Source organism: Rhizobium viscosum, from assembly GCF_014873945.1.
Taxonomy (GTDB): Bacteria; Pseudomonadota; Alphaproteobacteria; order Rhizobiales; family Rhizobiaceae; genus Rhizobium; species Rhizobium viscosum.
The window spans coordinates 1486591-1513164 of record NZ_JADBEC010000002.1 but is presented as its reverse complement, the minus strand read 5'-3'; the positions used below and the strand labels follow the sequence as shown (position 1 = coordinate 1513164).

The following is a 26574-nucleotide window of genomic DNA, read 5'->3' as shown; positions in this document are numbered from 1 at the left end:
CCCTTCTCCCCAGCGGCCGGGGGACCCTCTATCCCTCGGCTTCCAGCCGATGCAGGAAATTGCGCAACTCGGCCTCGTCGATACCGACGAGGTGGCGCCTTTCCGGATAGGCGCCGGAGCGGATATCCTCGGCAAATTCGCTGAAGGCGGCGATGCGCTCGCGCTGCAGCCGGTCATATTCGGCGGCGAAGTTGCGGTAGACCTTGGCGTGGCGCGGCGTGTGGTTTCTGGTCGTGCCAAGCACGTCGTCGGCAAAGAGATATTGCGCGTCGCAGCCACGGCCGGCGCCCATGGAGATCATCAGCATCGAAGTGCGGTTGGAAATCGCCGCCGCGACATCGCCGGGAACGACCTCGATCTCCGCTGCGAAGGCGCCGGCATCCTGAAGCGTCTTCGTCTGGCGCCAGACATCGAAGGCGCTGGCAGCAGTCTTGCCGACGGCGCGAAAGCCGCCGGTCCAGGTGGCCTTCGACGGGATCAGGCCGACATGGCCGCAGACCGGAATGCCCTCATCGCGCATGCGCCTGATCGTCTGCAGGCTTGCGGCGCAATAGACGGCGTCGCCGCCTGCCTTCAGCGCCTTGAAGGCCTCGCGCATATAGTCCTCGGCCGAGACATGGTCGCCATATTCGAGGCCGGGAATGGCGAAGGGCGTGGGAGCCGCCTCGCGAAAGACCGGTCCGAGCAGGGCCGGCGGTACGGAGACCATGTCGATTCCGGCCCTTTCCGCCGCTTCCGCCTCTTCGAGCGAGGTGACCCGCAGCATGGTGAGCTGGCGTTTGCCCCTGAGCGCGAGCAGGTCGGCGACCGTGGCGCGATTATGTTTTTTCATCGCAATATCCTTTGGGCGAGTACTCGTTGGGCCAGTATTCGGGGAGCCGATCAGGCGGCGAGGAGTGTTTTCAGCTTGACGTCGCTGGCAGTCAGCGCGGCCGGATCGGGATGGGCGCATGCGGCAATCAGCATTTCCGCCAGCCGGATGTCGCGGGCGACCACATTGCCGGGCCCGATGCCGCTTGCGGCAATCAGCCGGCCCTCGGCATCGAGATGGAAGAGGATGAAAGCGTCCTCGCCGAGATCGCGGCGCGGATGGCTGACCGCGCCATCGGCGAGCCCGGCAATCTGTAGCGTCATGTCATACTGATCCGACCAGAACCACGGTACCGCGGAAACCGGCTCATCGGCGCCGAGCATGTTTGCGGCGGCAAGCGTGCCCTGTTCCTGTGCATTGCGCCAGGATTCCAGCCGCACGCGCCGGCCGCCATAGATTGCGAGTGGAAAGGAGCAGCAGTCACCGGCAGCAAAGACATCGGGGGCGGAGCTGCGCAGTCTCTCGTCGACGGCTATGCCGTTGTCGATATGAAGTCCGGCCGCCTCGGCAAGCTGGATGTTCGGCCGGGCGCCGATGCCGACAAGCGCCAGGTCGGCCTCGATCACCTCATCGTTGGAAAGCCGGACGACGGCCTTGTCGCCCCGTTCTGTCAGCGCCTCGATGGAGACACCGCAGCGCAGATCGACGCCCGCGGCGCGATGGCGCTCGGCGACGAGATGGGCGACGTCCTCGGGAACGCCGCGCTTCAGCACTCGCTCCAGCCCTTCGATGAGAACGACGTCGGCGCCGAGCTGACGCGCGGTCGCCGCGACCTCCAGGCCGATGAAGCCGCCGCCGATGACGGCAAGCCGCTTGCCGGGTCGAAGCACGGTGCGCAGCGTCACCGCATCATGATGTGTGCGCAGGAAACGGATATGGCTGCTCTCACCGGGCGCGTTGGGAAAGGCGCGGGCACTGGCACCCGTCGCAAGCAGCAGCCGGTCATAGAGGAGGCGGCTGCCATCCGATAAGGCGACCGAATGAGCCTCCGCATCGAGGCCGGTTGCCGCAATACCGGTCAGGAGGCGGATATTGCCTGCCTCATAGGCTTCCTGTGCCGCGATGAATTTCGGATCGACATTGCCGGCAAGGCCGGCCTTGGAGAGTGGCGGGCGCTCATAGGGCGCATGCGGTTCGGAACCGACGAGTGTGATTTCGCCGTCAAATCCCTTTTCCCGTAGCGCGAAGGCGGCACGCGCACCGCATTCCCCTGCCCCGATGATAACGAAATGGGCCATGGTGCACCTCAGATCGCAATGAAGACGGCGCCGCCTTCGATCTTGACGGGATAGGTCTTCAGATTGACGCAGACGGGAGCCCCCTTGGCTTCGCCCGTCTTGTAGTTGAAGCGGCCATTGTGCTTCGGACATTCGATGATCTCGTCCATGACGAGGCCATCGGCGAGATGGATCTGCTCATGGGTGCAGAGCCCATCGGTCGCGAAGAACTCGTCGTCCGGGCTGCGATAGACGGCAAAGGTGCGCCCGCCATGGTCGAAACGGATGACGTCTTCCTCATCGATCTCGTCCTTGCCGCAAACCTCGATCCAGTTTCCGCTCATCTCGTTTCCTCCCTCGATCTTGTTATTGGGCTGCAGGCGCCAGTTCGGCGTGAAATTCCTCGCGATAGGGCCGTGCTGTTACCGGCAGTTCCCGCTTCAGGAAATAGTCTTCGTTGCGAAGCTGGCGCAGGAAGGCCGGGATCATTTCCCGGTAGCCTGACCAGATTGACGGATTGGGCGCCGGCAGGTCGTGCTTGATCATCGCATGCAGCTTCGGCAGCGCGTGGTAGGGCACCATCGGGAACATATGATGCTCGACGTGGTAGTTCATGTTCCAGTAGATGAAGCGGCTGATCGGGTTCATGTAGACGGTACGGCTGTTCAGCCGGTGGTCGATGACATTGTCGGCAAGCCCGCCATGCTGCAGCAGGCCGGTCAGCACGTGATGCCAGGCGCCATAGAGGCGCGGCAGGCCGATCAGCATCAACGGCAGGATCGAACCCATATAGATGGCGAGCGCGATGGTGACGACGTAGATGGCCAGCCAGATGCGGGCAATGCGGATCACCTTCGGCTGTTCCATCTCCGGGATGAAGGTCTTTTCCGCAGCACTGATGACGCCGGCCGAGTTTCTGACCATATCAATGACAGCATGCCAGACATCGAGAATGCCGAAGAAATTGAGGATCAGCCGGACGAGGTCCGGCGGGCGCATGACGGCGATCTCAGGGTCGCGGCCGACGATGACAGTGTCGGTGTGGTGGCGCGTATGGCTCCAGCGCCAGGTCACCGGATTACGCATGATCATGAAGCAGGCGATCTGGTAGACGACATCGTTCATCCAGCGCGTCTTGAAGGCGGTGCCGTGGCCGCATTCGTGCCAGCGGCTGTCGGAGGCCGAGCCGTAGAGCACTCCATAGGCCAGGAAGAACGGCACGGCGATCCAGGAGCCCCAGAAATAAATGCCGAGCGCGGCAAAGATCACCATGCTGCCGAGCCAGAGCGCCGTGTCGCGGATCGCATGATCGTCGGAGCGTTGCATCAGCGCCTTCATTTCCTTGCGGGCAATATCGGTGTGATACCATTCCGCGGCTGCAAGGCCGGTTTCCACCGCCGTGCGTCCGCTTTCCCCCAGGAGGCCGTAATCGCGCTTGCCTGCCTCGCCTGCCATGTTTTCCTCCCTGCTCAACTCTGGGCCCAGAGAATAAGTTGACTTCGCAAAGCCCTCAATGCAGGCTTGCTATATTCTATCAAAAGCCATCAGAAGCATCTTTCATTCGTGATTGAAAACTATCAGGAACAACCATGCGCCGCCCGACCATCTCCGATCTCGCCCAAGCCTCCGGCGTCAGTGTCGCGACCGTCGATCGTGTGCTAAACGGCCGCCACCGGGTACGGGAGGAAACGGCGCGCCGTGTCTATGATGCGGCCCAGTCGATCGGCTATCATGCGGTCGGTCTGATCCGCCAGCGCGTCTTCGAGGATCTGCCGCAATATCGCCTGGCCTTCCTGCTGCAGAAGCCGACGCAGCCCTTTTATCAGGCCTTTGCGCGTGAGATTGAAACCGCCGCCCGCAATGTCACGACTGCGCGGATCCAGACGCAGGTGGAATATCCATCCGCAGCGACACCCGCCGCCATCATCGAAAAGATCAAGCTGCTCGGCGCCCGAAACCAGGCAGTCGCGCTTGTCGGGCCGGATTATCCGGCCGTGACTGCAGCGGTCGAGGAATTGAAGGCGCGCGGCGTTCCGGTCTTCTCACTGCTCTCGGATCTCGCGACCGGGGTGCGGGACGCCTATGTCGGCGTCAACAACCGCAAGGTTGGTCGCACGGCCGCTTGGATGATTGCAAAGGCCTCCAGCCGGCCCGGCAAGGTCGCCTGTTTCGTCGGCAGTCACCGTTTTCACGGCCACGAGCTTCGCGAAATGGGCTTCCGCTCCTATTTTCGCGAGGAGGCGCCGGATTTCGAAGTGGTCGAAACGCTGATTAATCTGGAAACGCCTGAAATCACCCATGAGGCGACGTTGACGCTCCTGCAGAAAGATCCCGATCTCGTCGGCCTCTATGTCTGTGGCGGCGGAATGGAGGGCGCGATCTCGGCATTTCGTGAAGAAGGGATCGGCGGCCGCATCGTGCTTATCGTCAACGAACTCACCGCCGACAGCAAGGCCGGTCTTGCCGACGGCATCGTCACGATGGCGATCGGCACGCCGCTGCCGGCGCTGTGCAAGGAGGTGGTCTCGCTGATGACCGGTGCGCTGGAACAGGGCGAGATCGCCATTCCCGGCCAGTCCTTCCTGCCCTTCGAGATTTTTCTGCCGGAAAATATCTAGAGCAATTCCAGCAAAACTGTGCAGCGGTTTTGCATCCGGAATTGTGTAACCGGATAGTCTTGAAATGATGGAATTCTATCATTGGCCCGGAAAATCTAGCAGCGATGATAGCGTTTGATGCCGTGCAGCGGATGGATTGGCTGGCGAATTCCAGTAGAGATTCGATCAGACATTCATAATGCTTCTCACTCACGAGGGGCGAGGAGGAGACTTCGCATGGCATCCATCCGTTTCGCGCTGAACCATATGGCGGCGCCCTCGCTTTCGATCGAGGATTTCTTTGCGCTTGCCGCCTTCCTCGGCATCGATGCGGTGGAGATCCGCAATGATCTCACCGGCAACGCTATTCTCGATGGCACCAAGCCTGATGTCATCAGGGCGGCGGCCACCCGCCACGGTGTTGCAATCATTTCCATCAATGCGCTGCAGCGCTTCAACGAATGGAATGCGACGCGCGAGCGGGAGGCTCGTGAGCTGATCGACTATGCCCGGGCTGTCGGCTCGCAGGCGCTGGTGCTGGTTCCCAAGAATGACGGCACGGGACGCGCTGATGGCGAACGTCAGGCCAATCTCCGCCGCTCGCTCGAAGAACTCCGGCCGATGCTCGATGCCGCCGGCATTGTTGGCCTCGTCGAGCCGCTCGGCTTCGAGATCTGCTCGCTGCGGTCCAAGGCGGAGGCGGTGGATGTGATTGAGACGCTGGGCGCGCAGCCGACTTTCCGGCTGGTGCACGACACCTTCCACCATCACCTCGCCGGTGAAACGCCTTTCTTCCCACATCTGACGGGGCTGGTGCATATTTCCGGCGTCAGCGATCCTGCCGTTTCCGTCGCAGATATGCGCGATCCACACCGTGTTCTCGTCGATGCCGATGACCGGCTCGGTAATGCCGCCCAGATCCGCGCATTGCTGCAGGCAAACTACAAGGGGCCCTTCTCCTTCGAGCCCTTCGCGTCCGAAGTTCATGCACTGAAGGATCCCGGCGCTGCGTTGAAGGCAAGCATGGATTATCTCGCGGCGAAGGTCTGAGTGACTATTCGCGGCCGCGGAAGCGGCGCTGGTAGGCAGGGTCGTAGAGTGAGCTTTCGCGAAAATCCTGTGATGCAAGCGAGCGGCCGACGAAGATGATGGCCGTGCGCTCGATCGGTTCGGCCGCCACCTTTTCCTCGATATCGGCGAGCGTGCCGCGAAGGATACGCTCGTCCGGCCAAGTGGCTTTCACGACGATGGCGACGGGGCAATCGGCGCCATAGAGCGGCGTCAGCTCCGTAACGACCTCAGCCAGCGCGTGGATGGCGAGATGGATCGCCAGCGTTGCCCCCGTCGCGCCGAACTTCGCCAAGGTTTCCTCGTTCGGCATCGGCGAGGCGCGGCCCGATACGCGCGTCAGCACGAGGCTTTGCGCCACGGCGGGGATCGTCAGCTCGCGGCCGAGTGCTGAGGCCGCTGCCGCAAAGGCCGGGACACCCGGCGTCATCGTATAGGCGATGCCATGCTTCTCCAGCCGGCGAACCTGTTCGGCTACCGCGCTCCAGACAGAGAGATCGCCCGAATGCAGCCGCGCCACATCCTGGCCGGCATTTGCGGCATCAAGATATTCGACTTCGATCTCGTCGAGCGACATCGGCGCGGTATCGATGATGCGCGCCCCCGTCGGGCAATATTGCAGGAGCTCGGGCGAAACGATGGAGCCGGCATAAAGGCAGACCGGGCATTTGCCGATGAGGTCGCGTCCGCGCACCGTGATGAGATCTGCTGCACCCGGTCCGGCGCCGATGAAATGAACCACCATTCTTCTATTCCTTGATCCAGCGCCATTGCGTGACGGGCATGGCCGGCCGCCAGCCGCTCATGCCGCCGACGGGCGCAGCACGCGCGATTTCGATCTTCGTCAGCGTGCCGCCACGTGCCGCATATTCGGCCAAGAGCATCCCTTCCATTTCCAACGTCACGGCATTGGCAACGAGCCGCCCTCCCCGCTTCAAAGCCGCGATCGCTGCATCCATGACGCCAGCCTCGCTGCCGCCACCGCCGATGAAGATCGCGTCCGGTGCCGGCAAACCGGTAAGTGCTTCGGATGCGGTGCCTTCGACAAGGGCAAGCTGCGGCACGCCGAAGCTTGCGGCATTGCGAGCAATGCGGGCAGCCCGTTCCGGCGCCTGTTCGATGGCGATTGCTCTCAGAGACGGATCGGCCAGCATCCATTCGATGCCGATTGATCCGGAGCCTGCGCCGATATCCCAGAGAAGTTCGCCATGACGTGGCGACAGCGCCGAGATCGTAATGGCGCGGATCTCCTGTTTGGTGATCTGTCCGTCATGCTCGAAGAGCGCGTCGTCGAGACCCGGAGCATGGGGCAGGATGCGTGCTGCTTTCCCCGCCGCCACTTCGAGGGCGCAGACATTCAGCGGATCGATCGTGTCGAGATTAAATCCCGCGGCTGTGGCGCTGCGGATGCGTTCCCGCTCGCCGCCAAGTGCTTCCAGAACCGTTAGCCGTGTCTCGGCAAAGCCGTTGGCGACAAGCAAATTCGCAAGCGCCTGCGGCCCCTTCTCGTCCGAGGTCAGGGCCAGAATATGCTTGCCGGCATGCAGGTGCGGGCGGATGAGATCGAGCGGGCGTCCATGCAGCGATACACAGGCCGTCTCCTGCAGCGGCCAGCCGAGACGCGCGGCGGCGAGGCTGAACGCGGATGGCGCGGGAATGGTGCTCATCTCGTGTGCCGCGATCCGACGCGACAGCGTCGCCCCGACGCCATAGAGGAAGGGATCGCCCGAGGCCAGCACGACGACGGGCGTGCCGCGCCGAGCCTCGATCGCCTCGACCGATTTTTCGAAGGGGCTCTGCCAGGTGAGACGCTCGCCAGTAATCAGTGCATCGGCAAGCTCAAGATGGCGCACGCCGCCGAAGACGGCGGGTGCGGCAGAAATCAGGCGCTTAGCCTCTGCGCCGAGGCCCGCTGGACCATCCTCGCCGATGCCGATAAGAGTGAGCCAGTGCGGGCCGGTGGGAGACATATCAGACATGGAGAAGACCCGTATTCTGATCCTCGGCGGCACCAGCGAGGCGCGCAGGCTTGCCGCTGCGCTTGCCACGCGGGAAGACCTCGACATTCTCCTGTCGCTGGCTGGCCGCACAGAGGCTCACGCCCAGCAGCCGGTTCCCGTCCGCATTGGCGGCTTCGGCGGTGCGGAGGGTCTTGCGAACTTCCTGAGGGAAGGAGGCTATCACCTTCTGATCGATGCCACCCATCCTTTCGCCGAACGCATATCCGCCAATGCCGCAACTGCTGCTGAACGTACCGGAACCCGCGCACTCGCGATCGTCCGTCCGGAGTGGGTACCCGAAGCTGGCGATCACTGGCATATTGTAGCGGATATTCCGGCGGCGATTGTAGCCCTTGGGCCCGCCCCGCGCCGCGTCTTTCTGACGACTGGCCGCCAGGGGGCCCATCATGCCGAGGTCGCGCCCCAACATTTCTATCTGGTCCGCAGCGTCGATCCCGTCGATCCGCCGCTCGCCCTTGCCGACGTCGAGTATATTCTCGATCGCGGTCCCTTCACGCTCGAGAGCGAAATCGATCTTCTGCGGCAGCACCGTATCGATGCCGTCATCACCAAGAACAGCGGCGGCACGGCGGCCTATGCCAAGATCGAGGCGGCCCGCCTGCTTGGCATCAAGGTTGTCGTGATCGCCCGCGCGCCCATTGCCGCCCTGACGTCGGTCGAAACGGTGGAAGCGGCGCTCGAAGCAATCGATCATCTCGTCTCCCCGGCCATGAAACGCGGCGTATAGATAAGGTCCGGCCGACCCTCCCGGGCGATCACCCTCGTCTCCGGTGAACCAATGATCACGCAGGTCGCCATATCGGCAATGGCGGCATCGGCCTTTTCCAGCGGCTGCACAGTGATCCGCTCGTCGGGCCGTCCGGCCGCGCGGCCGAAGATGACGGGTGTGGCGGCAGGCAGATGCCGGCGTAAGAGTTCGAAGGCCGTGCCGAGCTGCCAGGGTCGAGCCTTGCTGATCGGATTATAGAGGGCAATGACGAAGCCGGCTTGTGCCGCAAGCGCCAGACGGTTTTCGATGACACTCCAGGGCTTCAGATTATCCGATAGCGACAGGACACAGAAGTCATGCCCGAGCGGCGCACCGACACGCGCGGCAACCGCCAGCATGGCGGTGATGCCGGGAAGAACGGTGAGATCGACGCCGCGCCATTCTGCCGATCCCTTGTCGATCGCTTCGCAGACGGCGGCGGCCATCGCAAAGACGCCGGGATCCCCGCCCGAGACGACGCAGACATCGGCGCCCTTGGCGGCGAGCGTCAAGGCGGCCCCTGCCCGGTCCAGTTCCTCTCGGTTGTCGGAGGCATGGCGGGTCTGGTCGGCACGCAGCGTCAGCCGGTCGAGATAGGGACCGTAGCCGAAGAAATCAGTGGCCGTTTCAACCGCGGCCAGCGCTTCCGGCGTCATCTGCTCCGGATTGCCGGGACCGGTGCCGATCACGAACAGCCGCCCGCTCATCGTCGGGCCTCCCAACCGGGGACCAGCACGAGCGAGAAATAGGGTGCCTCGCCCTCGCCGCGCTCGGCAAGCTTGACCATCGCGGCATTCGCCATGGTGCCGCGTTCGACATAGAGAGCGTCGCCAAGACGTCCGGCCGCCTTCAGTGCGCGGCGGATCTTCGGCAGGTTGCGGCCGACTTTCATGATCACGGCAGCCTCGGTATCGGCAAGACGGCGGGCCAGTTCCTGCTCGCCCATCGTGCCCGGCAGGACCGACAGCACGTCGTCGCCCTGAACGATCGGCATGCCTGCCAAAGACCAGCAGCCGGACATGGCGCTGATGCCGGGAATGACGTCGGTCGGATAGCGCTGCGACAGCCGCACATGCAGATGCATATAGGAGCCGTAGAAGAGCGGGTCGCCTTCGCTGAGGACGGCGACAGTGCGGCCGGCCTCGAGATGCTGGGCAACGGCATCGGCGGATGCATTATAGAAATCGGTGATGCGGCGCTGGTAGAGCGGGTCGCCTTTGTCGAGCTCGGTTGTAACAGGATAATAGAGCGGCAGCAGCTCGATGCCGGGCTTCAGCAGATGCTCGACGATCGCCTTGCCGTTACCGCCCCTGCCCTGTTTGGCGAAATAGGCAATCACGTCGGCACCCTCGATGGCGCGCACGGCCTTGACGGTCAGGAGCTCCGGATCGCCGGGTCCAGTGCCGACGCCGATCAGACGGCCGCTCATAGGCCGGGCCTCGACAGCGCATTGATGGCCGCCGCCGTCATGGCGCTGCCACCGAGCCGGCCGCGCACGATCGCATAGGGAACGCCATAGGAATTTTCGGCAAGCGCATCCTTGGATTCGGCCGCGCCGACAAAGCCGACCGGCATGCCGATGATCGCTGCCGGTTTCGGCGCACCATCTCCTAACAGCTCGAGGAGATGGAAGAGTGCCGTCGGCGCATTACCGATCGCAACCACACTGCCTGCGAGCCGGTCGAGCCAGAGATGAATGGCAGCCGCCGAGCGGGTATTGCCGGTCTCACGGGCAAGCTCGTGGGTGCGCGGATCATGCAGGGTGCAGATCACGTCGTTCCTGGCCGGAAGGCGGGCGCGGGTCACGCCATGCGCCACCATCTCCGCATCGCAGAAGATCGGTGCCCCATCCTGCAGGGCGACGCGCGCCGCATGAACGAAATCAGGCGAGAAGACGAAATTCTGTGACGCCTCGACCAGGCCGCAGGCGTGGATCATGCGAACAGCGATATCGGCCTCTTCGGGCGAAAAACGCGACAGATCGGCTTCGCTGCGAATGATTGCGAAGGAGCGCTCGTAGATTGCGTCTCCGCTGCGGATATAATCGTAGTCTGGCATTGCTATTCCTGTTGCAGCGCCTCGGCGAGGCCTGTGGACCCAAGCCTTTTCAGGCAATCGGCACTCGACTCGCTGGCGCCTCTTTTGTCTTTGATCAGCCGGGCGAGCCTCTCTATAGCGAAATCGATCCGTTCGCCAGCAATCCTTGCAACGGGTCTGTCTGCCGCGAGCCCGTTGACGATAAAGCTGTAACCTTCGGCCGACCCAACAATCGCCAGATCGGCACGCCGATGCGCGCAACCTTTCGCACAGCCGGAAAGGTGAAGCTTCAGCGAGCCGTCGAAGAGCGCGGGAATTTTGTCGATCAACTGGCTGGCGAGAGCCCTGGTATCGTAGAAGGCCGAAGCACAGGCCCCCGCTCCGGCGCAGGCAGCAATCTGCTCGGCCGGCTCGTTCGCCGTGACGCTGAAGCCGTGACCGATGGCCGCTTCTTGAATAGCCGGCATTGCCGTCTCGACCAGACCAATCACGAAGAAACCACGATCCGGAGCCAGCCGGATTTCCCTTGCGCCGACGCTTTCGGCTGAGGTGAGAAAGGCGATCAGATCGGCGGCCCTTGCCTGGCCGAAGTTCAGGCGCACGCCGAGTACCGTGCTGCCATTCCCCAGTCTCGTGACGCCAACGAAAGACGATTTCCTTGGCGTTGGACGAGTGGATCGGATGCTATCGATCTGCGGATAACGGGCATGCGCCATTGCTGCGTCGACGTCGCGGGCGCGTGTCCGCCTGCCGCGCGCAATCAGCATCTGGAGCAGATCGCCGACCGCATCGACAGCCGCATTCGTACCACCAAGGGCCAATGGCGTCGCGCCCTCATCGTCGCCGGCTATTGAGACCAGCCATTGTCTGGCGGGTTGTGCGACGATGCGAATATCGGCAGTGAGAGTGGAAAGTGAAAACTGACCGCCCCCATCGATCAGGATGGAGAGTTTCGGAGCAAGGTGCGGCGAGCCGAGAAGGTCGCCAAGCTTGGCGCGCAGCATCGCTTCCATGTCCGCCGCATCGGCGATCTCGTCGGCATCGATGCCATGCAGCGGCGATATTTCAATCGCCACGCCGTCAGGCACGATGATGCCGGCGGCATCGATCTCCGCAGCCAACGGCCCGACCGAGCCGGGTTGAAGGCCCCGGATCTGCAGATTGCCGCGGGCGGTGATTTCAAGAATACCGTTTCCATGTCGCGCGGCTGCCGAGGCCAATTGCCGGAATTGGGAGATCGTGAGTGCACTGCCAGCCGGCCGCAGGCGAACGAGCAGGCCGTCGCCGGTTTGCATGGGGGCTGCGAGCGCCGGGCAGGCGCCACGCTGCATGCCCGTTATATCAGGGCTTTCTGCTTCCAAGATCTTGCCGGCGGCGCTGCGCATTCATCCATCCTTTGGCCCATGTCTTACATGATCGCGCCGGATGCAGCAAAGCGAGATCGGGTCGGATACGAGAACGGCTATTCTTTGAAGTCCCGTCCCTTGCGCAGGAGATAGATATCCATGATCCAGCCGTGCCGCTGGCGCTCTTCGGCCCGAAGCCGGAGAATATCGTCGGCTATGTCGCCGAGGCGACCTGAGCGGATCACTTCGTTCTCGGTGCCGAGATAGGCACCCCAGAAGATCTCGGCCTCGGGATCGTTGATTTTCGAAAAAGCCTGTTCGCCATCAAGCATGACGACGGTGCTCTCATGCGTCAGCCCCGTTTCGGTCAGCCGCCGGCCGGTGGTGATCTCGACCGGCTTGCCGACGAGATTGACAGGGATGCGATGACTTGCCGCCAGCGCCTGGATGCTGGTGATGCCGGGAACGACATGATAGTCGAAGGGGCAGGCACCGGCGTCACGTACCCGTTCGATGATGCGGATCGTGCTGTCATAGAGGCTCGGGTCGCCCCAGACGAGGAAGGCGCCGCCACCGTTTTCCGGCAAGTCGCCGATCAGTCCTTCATAGATATGGGCGATCGCAGCATGCCAGTCGTCTACGCTCTGGACGTAACTCCGGTCCTTTGTTGCGCGCTTCGGGACCTCGAATTCAACGATGCGCACACCTTCGCGAGTCAAATATCGCTCGCAGATTTCCCTGCGAATCTCGGCAAGATCCGCCTTCGCGGCACCCTTGGTCGGGATGAACACCGCGTCTGCCGCGTTCATGGCGTTGATCGCCTGGATGGTCAGATGTTCGGGATTGCCCGTTCCGACACCGATAATGTGGATATGCCGCACGCTTTCTGCCTCGCGATTTCCAGCGGTTTGTGCCGCCAAAGCAAGCCTTTGGCAAGGGCGACCCAGAAGTTGGCCGCGGCCAACTTTCTATCTGTGTGGTTAGCGAACCGTTTATTGTCGCCATCCCCGAATCATGTCATCTTCGATACGCTTTTTGACGCTATGTTGACAGAAAAGCGCTTTAAGAAGGGGCAAGTGTTTTGGACAACATTAGCGTATCGACAACCGATATTCGCATCGAGCGGCACGCCACACAGCTCTCGCGCCAGTTGAAGCTGCTGCGGGACAGGCTCTTCCCGCCGCTTTCGCAAAAGACGCTACGGACATTCACCTCGGGTGAGGCGGCGCAGATGATCGGCGTCTCCGATGGCTATCTTCGCCAGCTTTCCTTGGATGGCAAGGGCCCGCAGCCGGACGTCTCGCAGAATGGCCGCCGCTCCTACACGCTCGGCCAGATCAACGAGTTGCGCCAACATATGGCGAAGATCAAGCCGAAGGATGCGCTCTCCTACCTGCCCTGGCGCCGCGACGGCGAGAAGCTGCAGACGATCGCCATCACCAATTTCAAGGGCGGCTCGGCCAAGACGACGACGACGCTTTATCTGGCGCAGCATCTGGCGCTGGAAGGCTATCGCGTTCTGGCGATCGATCTCGATCCGCAGGCCTCGCTTTCCTCCCTGCTCGGTGTCCAGCCGGAATTCGATCTCGGCGACGGCGACACGCTCTATGGTGCGATCCGCTACGATGCGCACCGGCGTCCGTTGAAGGATATTATCCGCAAAACCTATTTCGACGGTCTCGATATGGTCCCGGGCAATCTCGAACTGATGGAGTTCGAGCATGAAACGCCGCGTGCCTTGAATGATCGCCAGAAGCCGGAGGAGCTGTTCTTCCGGCGCGTCGGCAATGCAATCGCCGAGGTCGAGGCAGATTACGATATCGTCGTCATCGACTGCCCGCCACAGCTCGGCTATCTCACGCTCGGCGCCGTCTGCGCCGCCACCTCGCTCTTGATCACCATCCATCCGCAGATGGTCGATGTCGCCTCCATGTCGCAATTCTTGTTGATGACGTCCGACCTCTTGTCGGTCGTGCGCAAGGCCGGCGGCGACCTGCAGCATGATTTCATCAAATATGTCGTCACCCGCCATGAGCCTTTTGATGCGCCGCAGTCGCAGATCGTAGCACTCTTGCGCAGTCTCTTCGGGGATGATGTGCTGACGGCGACCATCCTGAAATCGACGGCCATTGCCGATGCGGGCCTGACCAAACAGACCCTTTATGAAATTGAAAAGGGGCAGGTTCGCCGCTCCACCTATGACCGGGCACTGGAATCGGTTAACGCCGCCAATGGCGAAATTATTACCAGCATCCATAAAGCATGGGGCCGCACATGAGCAGACGAGATCGACTGAAGGGATTGTTCACCGACACTGCGCAGGAGTTGGCCGCGGCCAACTTCGAGGAAACGGCTGCGCGCGGTGCAGCCGGTCCGGTGCGCACCATGGCCCTGACACTCGGCCGCATGGAGGAAGAGAGCAGAGCGATGGAAGAAGCTCTGCTGTCCGGCGAACATATCGTCGAGCTCGATCCGGAACTGATCGATTCCTCCTTCATCCGCGATCGTCTCGGTGACGAGCCGCTCGATCTGGAAGACGAACTCGTGCAATCGATCGCCGAGAACGGCCAGGAAGTGCCGATCCTCGTGCGGCGCAATCCGCATCATGACGGGCGCTACCAGGTCGCCTATGGCCATCGCCGACTTCAGGCCATCAAGCTGCTCGGCCGCAAGGTGCAGGCGGTCATCCGCAAGCTTGACGATACAGATCTCGTCATCGCCCAGGGCATCGAAAACTCGGCGCGCCGCAACCTTTCCTATATCGAGCGCGCTGTCTTCGCACTCAATCTCGAACTGAAGAAGTTTGATCGTCCTGTTATCATGAAGGCGCTCTCGACCGACAAGACCGAACTGTCGAAGCTTATCTCCGTGGCAAAGGCTATTCCCGCCGATATCATCCAGGCCGTCGGTGCTGCACCTGGCATCGGCCGCAGACGCTGGATGGCGCTTGCCCAAGACTGGACCGACGCTGCGGCAGCGCGCCTGACGAGGCTGATTGGATCTTCCACATTCAACGCCGTAGAGAGCGATCGCCGTTTCGAGCTTCTCGTCGCCGAGCTTTCCAAGAAGGAAGAAGTCAAGCCCGAGAGTGTCGAATATGACTGGAAGCCTGTAAGCGGCGGCAAGATCGCCGGTCGCATCAAGAGTTCCGGCACATCCTTCACCATCGCCTTGAAGACTGGTGACGCACCGGATTTCGGCGCCTATCTTTCAGGCCGCCTCGACGAGCTTTATGAAGCCTACAGGGCTGGGAAGCTGGAGGCGGGGAAGTAGGGCGAAGCAACGGGACCGGAGCGGGGATCGCGACGCAGCGCACTTGTCGATGGTGCGACTTCACCTGATAGGCGAAGCAATCGCTTCGCTCGTGCCCACATCGATATAGGCAAATGATCCTATCCGAAAAACCGGGTGAAAACCTTGAGCTGGCCGGCCATGACGTTGTTCACACGGTTCCATCATGCGATAACTGACGGAAGCAAATAAGGGTTTTGCTTCCCTTTGTGAGAATCCATTAAACCTAACAATGCGCTACGATATCGACGCTGCAACGCTCCAGACGCTGCTTCCGGCCATCGCCGGGGCCGAGGACGCACTGGCGCGGCTAGATGAGCGGGCGGCCCGTTCCCCGGTGGGACAGGGCTTTGCCGCGCGCAGCCATTTCTTCGATGCAGCCGGCGCGCTGTGGGTGGCCGGCGAGCTCGTGCATATCGAGGATCTCGTCCTGCACGATGCTCATATGGACAGCCGCGCGCCGAGTCACGAGCTGACGATCGCCCATTCGGTGCTGCGCACCCGGCGGAGGATCGAGACGGCCGATCCCAGTTGGGCGCTCAGCCCGACCGGCCTTGGCGTGCTGACCGCGAGCACGTTGGAAGGGGAGGAGAAGACGCCGGAGGCGGTAGGTCCTGCACTGATCGGGCACGAGCCTGACGATGAGGATGACGGGGCGCCGCTTGCCGCCGAACTCGCCGAACTCGATGCCCTGCTCGCCCGCTCGCAAAAACTTCTCGACCGTCATGCCGGAAAGCCTGTTGCGGAAGAGCCAGAGGAGGCTGCGCCCTCGCAGCGCGATGACGATCCGCTCGGTCTGTTCGGCGACGACGAATGGAATGAGGAAGAACGGCTCCAGGAATGGCGTGGCCTGATCCCGCTTGTTGAAGAGCTGCCGCCCAGCCTGGCCGCAGCCATCCTCTTCGACGCCTGGGAACGGATCGAACCGCTGCGCCGCCAGCATTGGCTGGGCGGCCTGCTGATTGCCAGCGGCCTGCGTGTCAGAGGCAAGGTCGCCTCGCATCTCTTTTCTTTCCACAGCGGGCTGAAGCAGATCCGCCACGAGCGCCGGCGCTCGCGTGATCGTGTCACACGCCTGCAGGCCTTTCTCGATGCGATGCGGGAGAGTGCCGCCACCGGCCTCAAGGAGATCGATCGCCTGTCGTTGGCGCGTACGCAGATGGAGCTGCGCTTTCGCGGCCGCCGCTCGAACAGCAGCCTGCCGCAACTTGCCGACTTCATCCTGTCGCGGCCGATGGTGTCGGCCGCCATGGTCGCCCGTGAGCTTGGCGTCACGCAGCGCGGTGCGCTGAACCTGATCAACGAGATTGGCATTCGCGAGATCACCGGCCGCGGCCGCTACCGGGCCTGGGGCATCATCTGAAATCCGGGGCAGGGCTGTTGCCACAGACGGATGTGGCGTTTGCTTCCCGATTTCAATTGAAGTGCTAAGCTAAAAATCCGGCACGCAGTTTTGACCTAACGGTTTCACGCCGGGAAATGTCATGTTTTCTGGTCTTGGCATCCAGCCGATTTGTGCTGGACGGCGGCCAGCGGCGGTAGAGGCACTTGTCAGGCCTCACGCAGAACGGCAAACGGCTCTTGTCGCGGCCGTTCTCGAGGGGACGTCGAAACGTTGGAGGGGCTGTTCCTGATAGACCCCTGGGTTGGCTACCTAAGCCCGGAGCGGGGCCAACGGGCCGACCTTGTTCGGGAAAGGTAAGCAGCGCATTGGCGGCATCAAGGATGCAGCCGCCTCGACTGGCATGGGCGGTACGAACAATCGAGGGTGTGGCCGCGTCGGCGGCCGGAGACGAGATCATCGTCATGGAGAACCTTGTCGAGAGCGAGGAAAGGCTCGCCCGGGCGCTCTCAAAACCCGCCAGACCAACCCTTTCCGGCCCCTCTCTCCCTCTCCGATAACCACCGAGAAGGACGGGTGCCGGTCAGCGGCCGGCAGTAGGAAGCGCACGTTCGAGCGACCGCCGGTTCCCAAAGTTTACGCCACTAAGTTCCAATCAACAGATTATTGACTTCCAAATATCATAGCCAATAATTCCAATTTTCAGGGAATCGGGGCGAGTATGTACAAGCGGTTCGTGGAGCGCCGGGCAGAGGAAGCCCTTTCGGATACGCCAGTGGTCTTGATCGTCGGACCGCGCCGGGCGGGCAAGACCAGGCTGGGGCGGAAGATGGAAGAGGCAGGCAAGAGCACAAAATCCGACTCAAATTCTTAGCGAAAAATTGTGTCGAATTCGTCGATCAAATCTAACAACCGTATGTGAATTTCCGATTTGAAATTCTAACGTAAAATCCACAAACGAAAACGGCCGGGCATCAAGCCCGGCCGTTTTCTTTAGGGTGAGCACCCGATCCGTCATCCTGTCACAGATTTCGAACCGGGCGCTCTGCGCTTCCATTGCCCCCAGAAGCGCGGTCCTTATTCCCGCTCGCCCGTGAAGTTGAGCAGAAGCTGGAAGATGTTGACGAAGTTCAGGTAGAGCGAGAGAGCGCCGAAGACGGCCAGCTTCTGGTTCGATTCCTGATCGTAGTTTTCCGAATACTGTTCCTTGATGTTCTGCGTGTCGTAGGCAGTGAGGCCGACGAAGACGACGATACCAATCACCGAGATCGCGAACTGCAGGGCGGACGAACCCAGGAAGATGTTAACGATGCCGGCGATGATGATGCCGAACAGGCCCATCATCAGGAACGAACCCATCTTCGAAAGGTCACGCTTCGTCGTGTAGCCGTAGAGGCTGATCGCGCCGAACATGGCAGCGGTGATGAAGAAGGTCTGAGCGATGCTCGTCTTGGTGAAGACCAGGAAGACGGAGGCAAGCGACAGGCCCATCACGGCGCAGAAGGCCCAGAAGGTCATCTGTGCGGTGCTCGACGACATCGACTGGATGCGGAACGAGAAGAAGAATACGAAGGCGAGTGGCGCCAGCATCACCACCCACTTGAGCGGCGTCTGGAAAATCGGCACGTACAACGCCGGGGTCGAGCCGACGATGAAGGCGACGATGCCGGTAATGACAAGGCCGAGCGCCATATAGTTGTAGACGCGTAGCATATGCTGGCGCAGACCTTCATCGAAAAGGGCCTGTGTCTGGGCGCTAGAGCCGTAACCATAACGGGGATTGATCGGATTCATGACTGATCTCCTCGGTTGAACTAGTAGAGTGACCGGGCAAGCCGTTCGGCTGCCTGATCGAGATTGGCGCCGCTGTTTTCGGCGATCAGCGCGTAAGCGACCTCGCCGATCTGCCAGTAAGCGGCTTCTGTCTTTTCAAGGGCAAGATGACTGACCGGCTTCACCTCGAAGGCACCTGGCCGGACGGCGAAGAGCGACAGGCGCTTGCCGTCTGCTTCCTCGATTGCCATTTCCACGCTCGGGCCAAAATCCGACGGGAAGATCTGCACATCGGCAACCTTCCAGCCTTTTGGCAGTTCGGGCATCACGATTGCGGTCGCAGCGCGGATTTCATCGGCGCTATAGGCAGATGCCGTCTGCGACGGGATGGTTTCACGAAGCGCTGCCGTGCGGTAGGCGCGCACCGCATCCTCGACATAGGCTGGTGCCGGAACAGAAGCTGCGACTTCCGTTGCCGTGAAGGCGCCGAAGGAATTATGTGCCACCCAGCCGGCGGCGAGCAGTACACCAACAGCAGCAATGCGCTGCACCGAATGAAGGATGCGACCGTAGGAAAGGCCGCGTTCCAGCTTTCGGGCGGCATCGCGCGTCTCGGCGCGGCCGAAGGCGCTTTCGCCGGCGAGCGCCAGGCGCAATTCGCCCTTCATGCTGAGATCGGCCATGACCTTGGCGGCAATGGCCGGATTCTCGGAGAGATAGGATTCCACCTGGATACGCCGTGCAACATCGAGCTCGCCGTCTACATAGGCGTCGAGATCGGCATCGATGATTGGATCAATCGCCTTCATTGCCGTTCCCTCCAACTAATTTCAGATGCGCAATGCGCGGCATCTTCTCTTCGAACTCGCGCAACTGGGCGCGGGCGCGGGAAATGCGCGACATCAGCGTGCCGACAGGAATGCCGAGCGCATTGGCCGCTTCCTGATAGGACAGGTCCTCGATCGCCACGAGATGCAGCGCTTCACGCTGCTCTTCCGGCAGATCGAAAAAGGCGTTGCGCACTTGCTGCAGGCGCACCGCATGTTCCTGTCCGGCCGGCAGCGACTGCTCCGCCTCGACTGCCGCTTCATCATGGCGGCGCGTCAGCGAGCGGGTTTGTCGCACCCGGTCGATATGCGCATTGTGCAGAATGGAAAGCAGCCAGGTGCGCAGGTTTCCGCCGCTGCGGAAGCTCTTGCGCTTCTCGAAGGCCCGCACCAGTGCATCATGCACGAGATCCTCCGCCTCGTCCGAATTGCGCACCAGCGAGCGCGCGTAGCGACGAAGCGCTGCGAGCTGACCAATGACATCGAAGGGGCGTTCTTTCCGTTCCATGATTGAGTATACGAAAGCATCGCAGATTTTATTCCGTGCCGATGCGGAATTTTTTCGAACGGCCGGAAAGGGCATGCCGGTTTTCCGTAAACGCCAAAAACCTCCGCCACTTGCCATGGCGGAGGTGGTGTTTTGCAGCCGCAATACAAGGGGTCAGCCCTTGGGCATGATACCCGGCTGGTCGGCAGGGAATTTCGCAATATCTTGGACGCTGATATTGAGATGCTGGGCAACGAGGGCGGCAGGCGTATGGGTCAGCCACGAGGAGAGGCCGACCTCCTGATAGTCAGCCACCTTGAAGACGGCGACGAATTGAAGGTCCGTCTTGCCGGTATTCTCGATAATGTGGCCCTGGCTCCTTTTGACATAGCCGATATCGCCGGGCCGGAAATCGGCGGTCTGGCTGCGCGGGCCGGCATCGAACACCGTCATGCGGCCCTCGCCCTTCATCCAGTACTGCCATTCGTCGGCATTCGGATGCCAGTGCATTTCGCGCACGCCGCCCGGCTTGATCGTCTCGATCGCAGCGGCAATCGTCTTGGAAACCTTGAAGATGCTGCTGTCGGCAAGCTGGATCGTGCCCGATGCATTCTGCTTCAGGGGTGCCGATGCCGTCAGTCTGTAGGTGAAGGGGTAGGGCGGCAGGCCGCCGGAAGCCACGGCCTCCTGGTCGGCCGAAAGCGGACCTGGCTCCTTGCCCTGGAAGATCCAGAGATCCTGCAACGGGATGTTCTTGAACGTGTCCTGCGGCACGCCGAAATTCTTGGCGAGCAGTTCCGGCGAGGTATGCGCCAGCCAGTCGGTCAGGAGCAGCGTGCCATATTCGGACTGGTCGCCCTCATCGAAGACGAGGACGAATTCGGCACCCTCAGGCCCGAGGCCTTGGAGCGAGTGCGGGTAACCTGCTGGAAAATACCAGAGATCGCCAGCCTCGACATCCTGCACATAGGCGCGGCCCTGCGGATCAAGCACGGTCACCCGGCAGCGGCCATTGGTCATGATCGCCCATTCGGAAGCCCGGTGCCAGTGCATCTCGCGGATGCCGCCGGGGCCAAGGCGCATGTTGACGCCGGAGACCGCTTCGGAAATTGCAAAATCGGCCTGCGTCACTTGCCGTGCCCAGCCGCCGTTCTGGATGCGCTTGGGGGCATTGTTGAACGATCCCCAGAAGAGCTGCATATCGCCGACATCGGTTGCCGGCGGATTGCCGAACGAGGGAAACTGATCGTTGATGGCAGGGTTCTTCGGGCCGGGATCGGAGAGCCCGGCAGGATTGGCGTTGATCGCGCCTTCTGCCGGCTGATCGGGATTGCCGAAGCTTGCTGCGTGCGCTGCACCCGCCGCAAGTGCCGTTCCGCCCATCGCTCCAAGCGCTAGAACCGTGCGTCTAGAAAGAGGTTCCATGGTTTTAATCCTTTCGTGTCGATTGGGAGGGTTATTCTGCCGGGGCTTGGGTTGGGGCGCCGGTGGTGGCGTGCCGTCTGCGGCTGACGAATTCGCTCAGTTTTTCCAGGTAGAGGTAGACGACCGGGGTGGTGTAGAGCGTCATCACCTGGCTGATGAGCAGGCCGCCGACCACGGAATAGCCGAGCGGCTGGCGCAGTTCCGAGCCGGTGCCGTGGCCGAGCATCAGTGGCAGACCGGCAAGAAGTGCCGCCGCTGTCGTCATGATGATCGGGCGGAAGCGCAGGAGACAGGCCTGACGGATCGCGTCTTCCGGCGACAGTCCCTGCTCGCGCTGGGCGGCGATGGCGAAGTCGATGATCATGATGCCGTTCTTCTTGACGATGCCGATCAGCAGAATCACGCCGATCAGCGCGATCACGGTAAAGTCGAAGCCGAAGGCCCAGAGCATGACGAGAGCACCGAGGCCCGCGGAGGGAAGCGTCGACAGGATCGTCAGCGGGTGGAAATAGCTCTCATAGAGTACGCCGAGGATCAGATAGATCACGGCAATCGCTGCAAGTATCAGCAGCGGTTCGCTTGAGAGCGAGCTCTGATAGGCCTGAGCGTTGCCCTGGAACGTGCCGATGACGGTTGCCGGCTTGCCGAGATCGGCCTCAGCCTTGCTGATCGCGGCAACCGCCTGGCTGAGTGCGGTGCCCTTTGCGAGGTTGAAGGAGAGTGTGACGGCCGGAAACTGGCTCTGGTGGTTGACGGCAAGCACGGCCGTCGGCTCCGTCGTCTGCTTGACGAGCTGGTTCAAGGGAACCTGCTCGCCGGTCAGCGGCGATTTGATATAGAGACCGTTGATCGCCAGCGGCGATTTCTGGAATTGCGGTGCAAGCTCGAGAACCACATGGTAGCTGTTCAGGTCGGTGAAATATTGGGTGACCTGGCGCTGGCCGAAAGCATCGTTAAGCGTATCGTCGATCATTTGCGGCGCAATGCCGAAGCGCGATGCCTGGTCACGGTCGATCGTAAGCGTGACGGTAGCGCCGCTATTCTGCTGGTCGGTGGCGACATCGGTCAGCTCCGGCAGCGTCTTGAATGTGGCAAGCAGCTTAGCTGCCCAGTCGTCGAGCTCGTCGGCATTGCCGTCCTGCAGCGTATATTGGAACTGCGTGGCCGAGGCGCGTCCGCCGACGTTGATATCCTGCGCCGGCTGCAGGAAGAGTTCTGCACCCTGCATCTGCGCGAGTTTCGGACGAAGCCGGTTGATGATTTCGCTTGCCGAGGCATCGCGCTGGTCTTCAGGCTTTAGCGTGATGAACATGCGGCCGTTATTGATGGTCTGGCCCGCTCCGCTGCCGACGGCCATGCCGACGGTCGCAACCCCGGGATCGCTGGCAACGATTTTGCCTGCCTCAAGCTGGTGGCGCGACATTTCAGCGAAGGAAATATCCTGCGCGGCTTCGAGTGTACCGGTGATCAGGCCGGTGTCCTGGATCGGGAAGAAGCCCTTGGGAATATTGACGAACAGGAAGCCGGTTGCCGCAAGCGAAGCGATGAAGACTGTCATGGTCAGCCGGTGATGGCGCAGCGCTATATCGAGCGTGTAGCGGTAGGCGGCAAGAAGCCCGTCGAACGCCTTCTCGCTCATTGCATAAAGCCTGCCATGGTTGGCGTCTTTTTCCGGCTTCAGGAAGCGTGAACTCATCATCGGTGTGATGGTCAGCGAGACGATTGCCGAGACGACGATCGTCATCGTCACGGTGATTGCGAACTCCCGGAATAGCCGGCCGACAATGCCGCCCATCAGGAGCAGCGGAATGAAAACGGCGACGAGCGAGATACTGATCGAAATGATGGTGAAGCCGATTTCGCGCGCGCCGTCGATTGCCGCTTGTTTCGGCGTTTTGTCCATCTCCATATGGCGATGAATGTTCTCGACCATCACGATCGCATCATCGACGACGAAACCGACGGCGATACTCAAGCCCATCAGCGAGAGATTATCGAGGCTGAAGCCAGCGACATACATCAGCGCCAATGTTGCCAGGAGCGCCAGCGGCACGGTGACGCTCGGGATCACCGTCACCCAGACATTGCGCAGGAAGATGAAGATCACCATGACCACAAGGGCGATGGTAATGACAAGCGTCGTTTCGACATCCGCCACCGAGGCGCGGATCGTGGTCGTCCGGTCGCTGAGGATGGAGAGGTGGATGGCGGCCGGTGCGATCGCTTGCAGCTGCGGCAGGGCAGCGCGGATCGCGCCGACCGTATCGATGATGTTGGCGCCCGGGAGCTTGAAGATCGGCAGGAGGATCGCCCTCTTGCCATCGGCCCAGGCCGCCAGCTGATCGTTCTCCGGTCCGTCGATCGCCTGGCCGATATCGCTGATGCGGACCGGAGCGCCGTCGCGATAAGCGACGATCGAATCGTTCCAGGGGGCGGCCTTCAGGAGCTGGTCATTGTCATAGATCGTGTAGGTGTGTTCTCCACCCTGCACACTGCCTTTCGGTGAGTTGCTGGTGATGCCGGTCACGGCGCTGCGGATATCCTCAAGGGAAAGTCCCATCTCGGCGATCTTGCCGGGATCGATCTGCAGGCGCACGGCCGGCTTCTGCTGTCCGAAGATCAGAACCTGCGAAACGCCGTCGATCTGGCTGACATGCTGCGCGAGCACGCTTTCGGCAAAATCGTCGACTTGCGTCAGCGGCAGGGTATCCGAAGTGAGCGCAAGAACCATGACCGGCGGATCGGCGGGATTGACCTTGCGATAGGTTGGCGGCGAAGGCAGGTCCGTCGGCAATTGCCCTCCGGCCGCGTTGATTGCGGTCTGCACGTCCTGGGCGGCGCTATCGACGTCGCGCGACAGATCGAATTGCAGAGTGATCGCGCTCGAGCCGAGCGTGCTCGTCGAGGTCATCTGGGTGACGCCGGGGATCTGGCCGAACTGCCGCTCCAGCGGCTGGGTTACCGCCGATGCCATCGTCTTCGGATCGGCGCCGGGAAGCTGTGTCGAGACCTGGATCGTCGGAAAATCGACTTGCGGCAGGGGTGCCACCGGCAGGAGAGGGTAGGCGACGATACCGATGCCAAAGAGGCCGGCCATCAGCAGCGAGGCGGCAATCGGCCGTTCGATGAACCAGGAGGAAATCGACATGGCCTACTCCTTGGCGGCAGCAGAAGCGGTCGCTTGCTGAATGGAAACCCGAGTACCGACATCCAGGCGATACTGGCCTGACGTGACGACCTGCTCGTTGCCGGCAAGGCCCTTTTCGATGACGGCGCGGCCGCTCTCGATCGGGCCGGGGGTGACCTTACGCACGGTAGCCGTGCCGGCCGCATCGATGACATAGACGTAGAAACCGTCTTCTCCGCGCTCAAGTGCTGCGGAGGGAACGGTCACGGCCTTTTGAAGCGTCCGCTGCTTAATCCGCAGCATCACGAACTGGCCCGGCCACAGGGCATCGTCCTTGTTTTCGAAGATCGATTTGATGCGGATCGTGCCGCTTGCCTGATCGATGACGTTGTCGATGAGCGAGAGCGTGCCGGACGCAAGCTGCTGCGACTGATCCATAGACACCGCTGTCACTTCGACCGGACCGGCCTTCAGTGCGTCACGCACCGCGTCGAGATCGTCCTCACGCAGGGTTGAGACGACCGTGATCGGCTGTGTCTGGGTGATGGTGACGATCGGCGTCGTATCGGTCGTCTGGACTTCGTTGCCGGGATCGACCCGACGTATACCCGTGCGGCCGTCGATCGGTGAGCGGATCTCGGTATAAGAGAGCGACACGTCAGCAGCCTCCTTGGCGGCCTGATCCTGCGCAAGCTGTGCCTGTGCACTTGCCACCATGCTTTGTTGCTGCTCGACGGTTTCCTGCGTGACGATCTGCTGCTGGCCCAGTTTCTGGTCCTTGCCGAGCAGATATTGGGCGTTGGCGAGATCGGCCTGGTCCTGCTTGATCTTTGCGGCAGCCTGATCGTCGGCCGCCTGGAAAGGGCGGGGGTCGATGATGGCGAGCACGTCGCCCTTCTTGACAGCCTGCCCCTCGACAAACATCACGCTCTGGAGCTCTCCGTCGACACGCGTCGTGATATTGACCGTATAGTTCGCCTGCACCGTGCCGAGACCATCGAGATAGACAGGCACGTCGGTAACGGCGGGCGTGGCGACCTCGACCGGCACGGCCGCCGAGCTAGGCTCCGGGGCGGCAATGGTCGGCTCCGTCCCTGCAAACCAGAAGGCTGCGGCCGATCCGCCCGCAACGGCGAGTATGGCGATGGCAGCCAGGATCGCCGGTTTCCGGCGACGACGGGGTTCAGTCACGATGCGGATGGATGTCACTGCCGGCTCCATGGGCTAAAGGTCGAACGACGCTGCAACGGCCACCGGCGTGGGCGGCCTTATTCTGTTTCCTGAATTGAAGGGCTGGTGCCCAGGTCAGGGATCAGGCTGCCGATTATCTGCAGCCTGACCGGCGCTTCTGTGTCCTGCTGGATCAATTCAATGCGAGAAGGCTACGTCCGGGCAGGCACTGGCGCATCTATACGCAGGTCTAGTTGCCGTTCCCCATAGGTATACGCTCCCGCATATGGGTAACTGGCGGCACGCGGAAGGACCGGCGCGAAAAGCACTCGCACCGGCTCACTGCACCTATACGACACATTGAAGACGATGCCGTCTACATACTCCCGCTGGCGCGAATACCAATTGTCGAAATGCTGTAAATGCTGTAATTTGCAACAAACACAGCAAACGGAGTGCACGATGCCCGGAGGCAATTCCTACTCGACCAGCGACTTGTCGAGGAAGTCCGGCGATATCATCGCCGAGGCTCTTCGTCATCCCGTCACCATCACCCAACGCAACAAGCCGCGCCTGGTGCTACTCAGCATCGAGGACTACCAGCGGTTGATGAAGCAGTCGGATCCCCGAACGGCTGGGACGATCGAAACGATGTCCGACAGCCTTTTGGCAGAGTTCGAGGCTGCCGTCGACGCCTATGCCGGCGAGGATGAGCCCCGCCGGCCATGAGCTACGACCTCATCCAGACCGCGTGCGTCATCCGTTATCCCTATCTCTGGGCGCGTGAAGACCGTCACGGTGAAACCGAGGGACGCAAGTCCAGGCCGGTCGCGGTCGGCGTTCGCATGGGGCGGCCGGACGGCGATCTTGTGCTCTTCTTTCCGATCACCACCAAGGAGCCCGAGGCGGTGCGCTTCGCCGCCGAGATCCCGGCTATGGAGAAGCGCCGGGCCGGCCTCGATGCTGACCTGCGCCTGTGGATCATTCTCGACGAGTTCAACACCGATGCCATAGGCCGTTCGTTCTATCTCGAGCCGGACCCGTCGATCGGCCAGTTCAGCAAGGCTTTCTTCCTGCCCCTGCTGCGCGAGTTTATCGCCAGGCGCAAGTCGGCGACCGAGGTCAATCGTCTGCGTTGACGTCGGTCTCGCGATAGCCCTTGCGCGGCATCGCAAACTTAACGGCAACGGTTAGCGACGGACACAAGAAGAGCCTCACAGCACGTCA

General features: G+C 61.8%; 25 protein-coding genes and 1 pseudogene. 9 read left to right on the top strand and 17 right to left on the bottom strand.

Annotated features, from left to right (window positions below; genetic code table 11):
• Positions 1 to 28: 28 nt before the first annotated feature.
• Genes H4W29_RS27780 through H4W29_RS27765 form a run of 4 tightly spaced genes read right to left on the bottom strand, consistent with a single transcriptional unit; the run spans position 29 to position 3543 of the window.
• Complete coding sequence (locus H4W29_RS27780; protein ID WP_192732021.1) at positions 29 to 832, bottom strand: 3-methyl-2-oxobutanoate hydroxymethyltransferase; 804 nt, start codon at positions 830 to 832, stop codon at positions 29 to 31.
• Positions 833 to 882: 50 nt separating this feature from the next.
• A complete protein-coding gene (locus H4W29_RS27775) occupies positions 883 to 2109 on the bottom strand; it encodes an NAD(P)/FAD-dependent oxidoreductase (protein ID WP_192732020.1) in 1227 nt (408 codons plus the stop codon).
• An 8-nt stretch (positions 2110 to 2117) separates the two neighbouring features.
• The gene (locus tag H4W29_RS27770; RefSeq protein ID WP_192732019.1) at positions 2118 to 2432 is read right to left on the bottom strand and encodes a MocE family 2Fe-2S type ferredoxin; all 315 of its coding nucleotides are present in this window, start codon (positions 2430 to 2432) and stop codon (positions 2118 to 2120) included.
• A gap of 22 nt (positions 2433 to 2454) precedes the next feature.
• A complete protein-coding gene (locus H4W29_RS27765) occupies positions 2455 to 3543 on the bottom strand; it encodes a fatty acid desaturase family protein (protein WP_192732018.1) in 1089 nt (362 codons plus the stop codon).
• A 134-nt stretch (positions 3544 to 3677) separates the two neighbouring features.
• Here H4W29_RS27765 and H4W29_RS27760 point away from each other — a divergent pair, with 134 nt between their 5' ends.
• On the top strand, positions 3678 to 4706 hold the full coding sequence (locus tag H4W29_RS27760; RefSeq protein WP_192732017.1) for a LacI family DNA-binding transcriptional regulator: 1029 nt from the start codon (positions 3678 to 3680) through the stop codon (positions 4704 to 4706).
• Positions 4707 to 4922: 216 nt separating this feature from the next.
• The gene (locus tag H4W29_RS27755) at positions 4923 to 5735 is read left to right on the top strand and encodes a TIM barrel protein (RefSeq protein ID WP_192732016.1); all 813 of its coding nucleotides are present in this window, start codon (positions 4923 to 4925) and stop codon (positions 5733 to 5735) included.
• Between the two features lie 4 nt (positions 5736 to 5739).
• On the opposite strand, the gene cobM is transcribed toward H4W29_RS27755, so the two are convergent.
• The gene (gene cobM, locus H4W29_RS27750; protein WP_192732015.1) at positions 5740 to 6498 is read right to left on the bottom strand and encodes a precorrin-4 C(11)-methyltransferase; all 759 of its coding nucleotides are present in this window, start codon (positions 6496 to 6498) and stop codon (positions 5740 to 5742) included.
• Between the two features lie 4 nt (positions 6499 to 6502).
• Positions 6503 to 7732: a precorrin-6y C5,15-methyltransferase (decarboxylating) subunit CbiE gene (gene cbiE / locus H4W29_RS27745; protein ID WP_192732014.1), complete on the bottom strand. Its 1230-nt coding sequence runs from the start codon at positions 7730 to 7732 to the stop codon at positions 6503 to 6505.
• Here cbiE and H4W29_RS27740 point away from each other — a divergent pair.
• Positions 7731 to 8501, top strand: coding sequence for a cobalt-precorrin-6A reductase (locus tag H4W29_RS27740; protein WP_192732013.1), 771 nt, complete (start codon positions 7731 to 7733; stop codon positions 8499 to 8501). The two genes, cbiE and H4W29_RS27740, sit on opposite strands and share 2 nt — an antisense overlap.
• Here the strand turns inward: H4W29_RS27740 and H4W29_RS27735 are convergent.
• From H4W29_RS27735 to cobF, 5 genes are all read right to left on the bottom strand, one after another.
• Positions 8465 to 9229 carry a precorrin-3B C(17)-methyltransferase gene (locus tag H4W29_RS27735; protein WP_192732012.1) on the bottom strand — a complete coding sequence of 255 codons (765 nt, stop codon included), beginning with the start codon at positions 9227 to 9229 and terminating at the stop codon, positions 8465 to 8467. The genes H4W29_RS27740 and H4W29_RS27735 overlap by 37 nt on opposite strands.
• Complete coding sequence (locus H4W29_RS27730; protein WP_192732011.1) at positions 9226 to 9951, bottom strand: precorrin-2 C(20)-methyltransferase; 726 nt, start codon at positions 9949 to 9951, stop codon at positions 9226 to 9228. Before H4W29_RS27730 ends, H4W29_RS27735 begins: the two co-directional genes overlap by 4 nt.
• Complete coding sequence (locus H4W29_RS27725; protein ID WP_192732010.1) at positions 9948 to 10580, bottom strand: precorrin-8X methylmutase; 633 nt, start codon at positions 10578 to 10580, stop codon at positions 9948 to 9950. The genes H4W29_RS27730 and H4W29_RS27725 overlap by 4 nt, the downstream gene beginning before the upstream one ends.
• 2 nt (positions 10581 to 10582) lie before the next feature.
• Positions 10583 to 11944 (bottom strand): precorrin-3B synthase, encoded by a 1362-nt coding sequence (gene cobG, locus H4W29_RS27720; protein WP_192732009.1) that lies wholly within the window; start codon positions 11942 to 11944, stop codon positions 10583 to 10585.
• A gap of 77 nt (positions 11945 to 12021) precedes the next feature.
• The gene (gene cobF / locus H4W29_RS27715; RefSeq protein WP_192732008.1) at positions 12022 to 12786 is read right to left on the bottom strand and encodes a precorrin-6A synthase (deacetylating); all 765 of its coding nucleotides are present in this window, start codon (positions 12784 to 12786) and stop codon (positions 12022 to 12024) included.
• A gap of 200 nt (positions 12787 to 12986) precedes the next feature.
• Here cobF and repA point away from each other — a divergent pair, with 200 nt between their 5' ends.
• The 4 genes and pseudogenes from repA to H4W29_RS34555 all read left to right on the top strand — a co-directional run.
• Positions 12987 to 14183 (top strand): plasmid partitioning protein RepA, encoded by a 1197-nt coding sequence (gene repA, locus H4W29_RS27710; protein ID WP_192732007.1) that lies wholly within the window; start codon positions 12987 to 12989, stop codon positions 14181 to 14183.
• Positions 14180 to 15178 carry a plasmid partitioning protein RepB gene (gene repB / locus H4W29_RS27705; RefSeq protein WP_192732006.1) on the top strand — a complete coding sequence of 333 codons (999 nt, stop codon included), beginning with the start codon at positions 14180 to 14182 and terminating at the stop codon, positions 15176 to 15178. Before repA ends, repB begins: the two co-directional genes overlap by 4 nt.
• Positions 15179 to 15428: 250 nt before the next feature.
• Positions 15429 to 16559, top strand: a complete 1131-nt coding sequence (locus H4W29_RS27700) for an RHE_PE00001 family protein (protein WP_192732005.1) — start codon at positions 15429 to 15431, stop codon at positions 16557 to 16559.
• 700 nt (positions 16560 to 17259) lie between these two features.
• Positions 17260 to 17388 (top strand): annotated as a pseudogene (locus H4W29_RS34555) (ATP-binding protein); the annotation flags it as partial.
• 227 nt (positions 17389 to 17615) lie between these two features.
• On the opposite strand, the gene H4W29_RS27695 reads toward H4W29_RS34555, so the two are convergent.
• From H4W29_RS27695 to H4W29_RS27670, 6 genes are all read right to left on the bottom strand, one after another.
• Complete coding sequence (locus tag H4W29_RS27695) at positions 17616 to 18332, bottom strand: Bax inhibitor-1/YccA family protein (protein ID WP_192732004.1); 717 nt, start codon at positions 18330 to 18332, stop codon at positions 17616 to 17618.
• A 20-nt stretch (positions 18333 to 18352) separates the two neighbouring features.
• The gene (locus H4W29_RS27690) at positions 18353 to 19120 is read right to left on the bottom strand and encodes an anti-sigma factor family protein (RefSeq protein ID WP_192732003.1); all 768 of its coding nucleotides are present in this window, start codon (positions 19118 to 19120) and stop codon (positions 18353 to 18355) included.
• Positions 19107 to 19646: a sigma-70 family RNA polymerase sigma factor gene (locus tag H4W29_RS27685; RefSeq protein ID WP_007812063.1), complete on the bottom strand. Its 540-nt coding sequence runs from the start codon at positions 19644 to 19646 to the stop codon at positions 19107 to 19109. The genes H4W29_RS27690 and H4W29_RS27685 overlap by 14 nt, the downstream gene beginning before the upstream one ends.
• A 153-nt stretch (positions 19647 to 19799) precedes the next feature.
• Positions 19800 to 21050, bottom strand: a complete 1251-nt coding sequence (locus H4W29_RS27680; protein ID WP_192732002.1) for an oxalate decarboxylase family bicupin — start codon at positions 21048 to 21050, stop codon at positions 19800 to 19802.
• A gap of 31 nt (positions 21051 to 21081) precedes the next feature.
• The gene (locus H4W29_RS27675) at positions 21082 to 24198 is read right to left on the bottom strand and encodes an efflux RND transporter permease subunit (protein ID WP_192732001.1); all 3117 of its coding nucleotides are present in this window, start codon (positions 24196 to 24198) and stop codon (positions 21082 to 21084) included.
• 3 nt (positions 24199 to 24201) lie between these two features.
• Positions 24202 to 25386, bottom strand: coding sequence for an efflux RND transporter periplasmic adaptor subunit (locus tag H4W29_RS27670; protein ID WP_192732000.1), 1185 nt, complete (start codon positions 25384 to 25386; stop codon positions 24202 to 24204).
• Between the two features lie 423 nt (positions 25387 to 25809).
• Here H4W29_RS27670 and H4W29_RS27665 point away from each other — a divergent pair, with 423 nt between their 5' ends.
• Together H4W29_RS27665 and H4W29_RS27660 are read left to right on the top strand one after the other, a co-directional pair.
• Complete coding sequence (locus tag H4W29_RS27665) at positions 25810 to 26076, top strand: type II toxin-antitoxin system prevent-host-death family antitoxin (protein WP_192731999.1); 267 nt, start codon at positions 25810 to 25812, stop codon at positions 26074 to 26076.
• The gene (locus tag H4W29_RS27660) at positions 26073 to 26486 is read left to right on the top strand and encodes a hypothetical protein (protein WP_192731998.1); all 414 of its coding nucleotides are present in this window, start codon (positions 26073 to 26075) and stop codon (positions 26484 to 26486) included. Before H4W29_RS27665 ends, H4W29_RS27660 begins: the two co-directional genes overlap by 4 nt.
• The last annotated feature ends 88 nt before the right edge of the window (positions 26487 to 26574 follow it).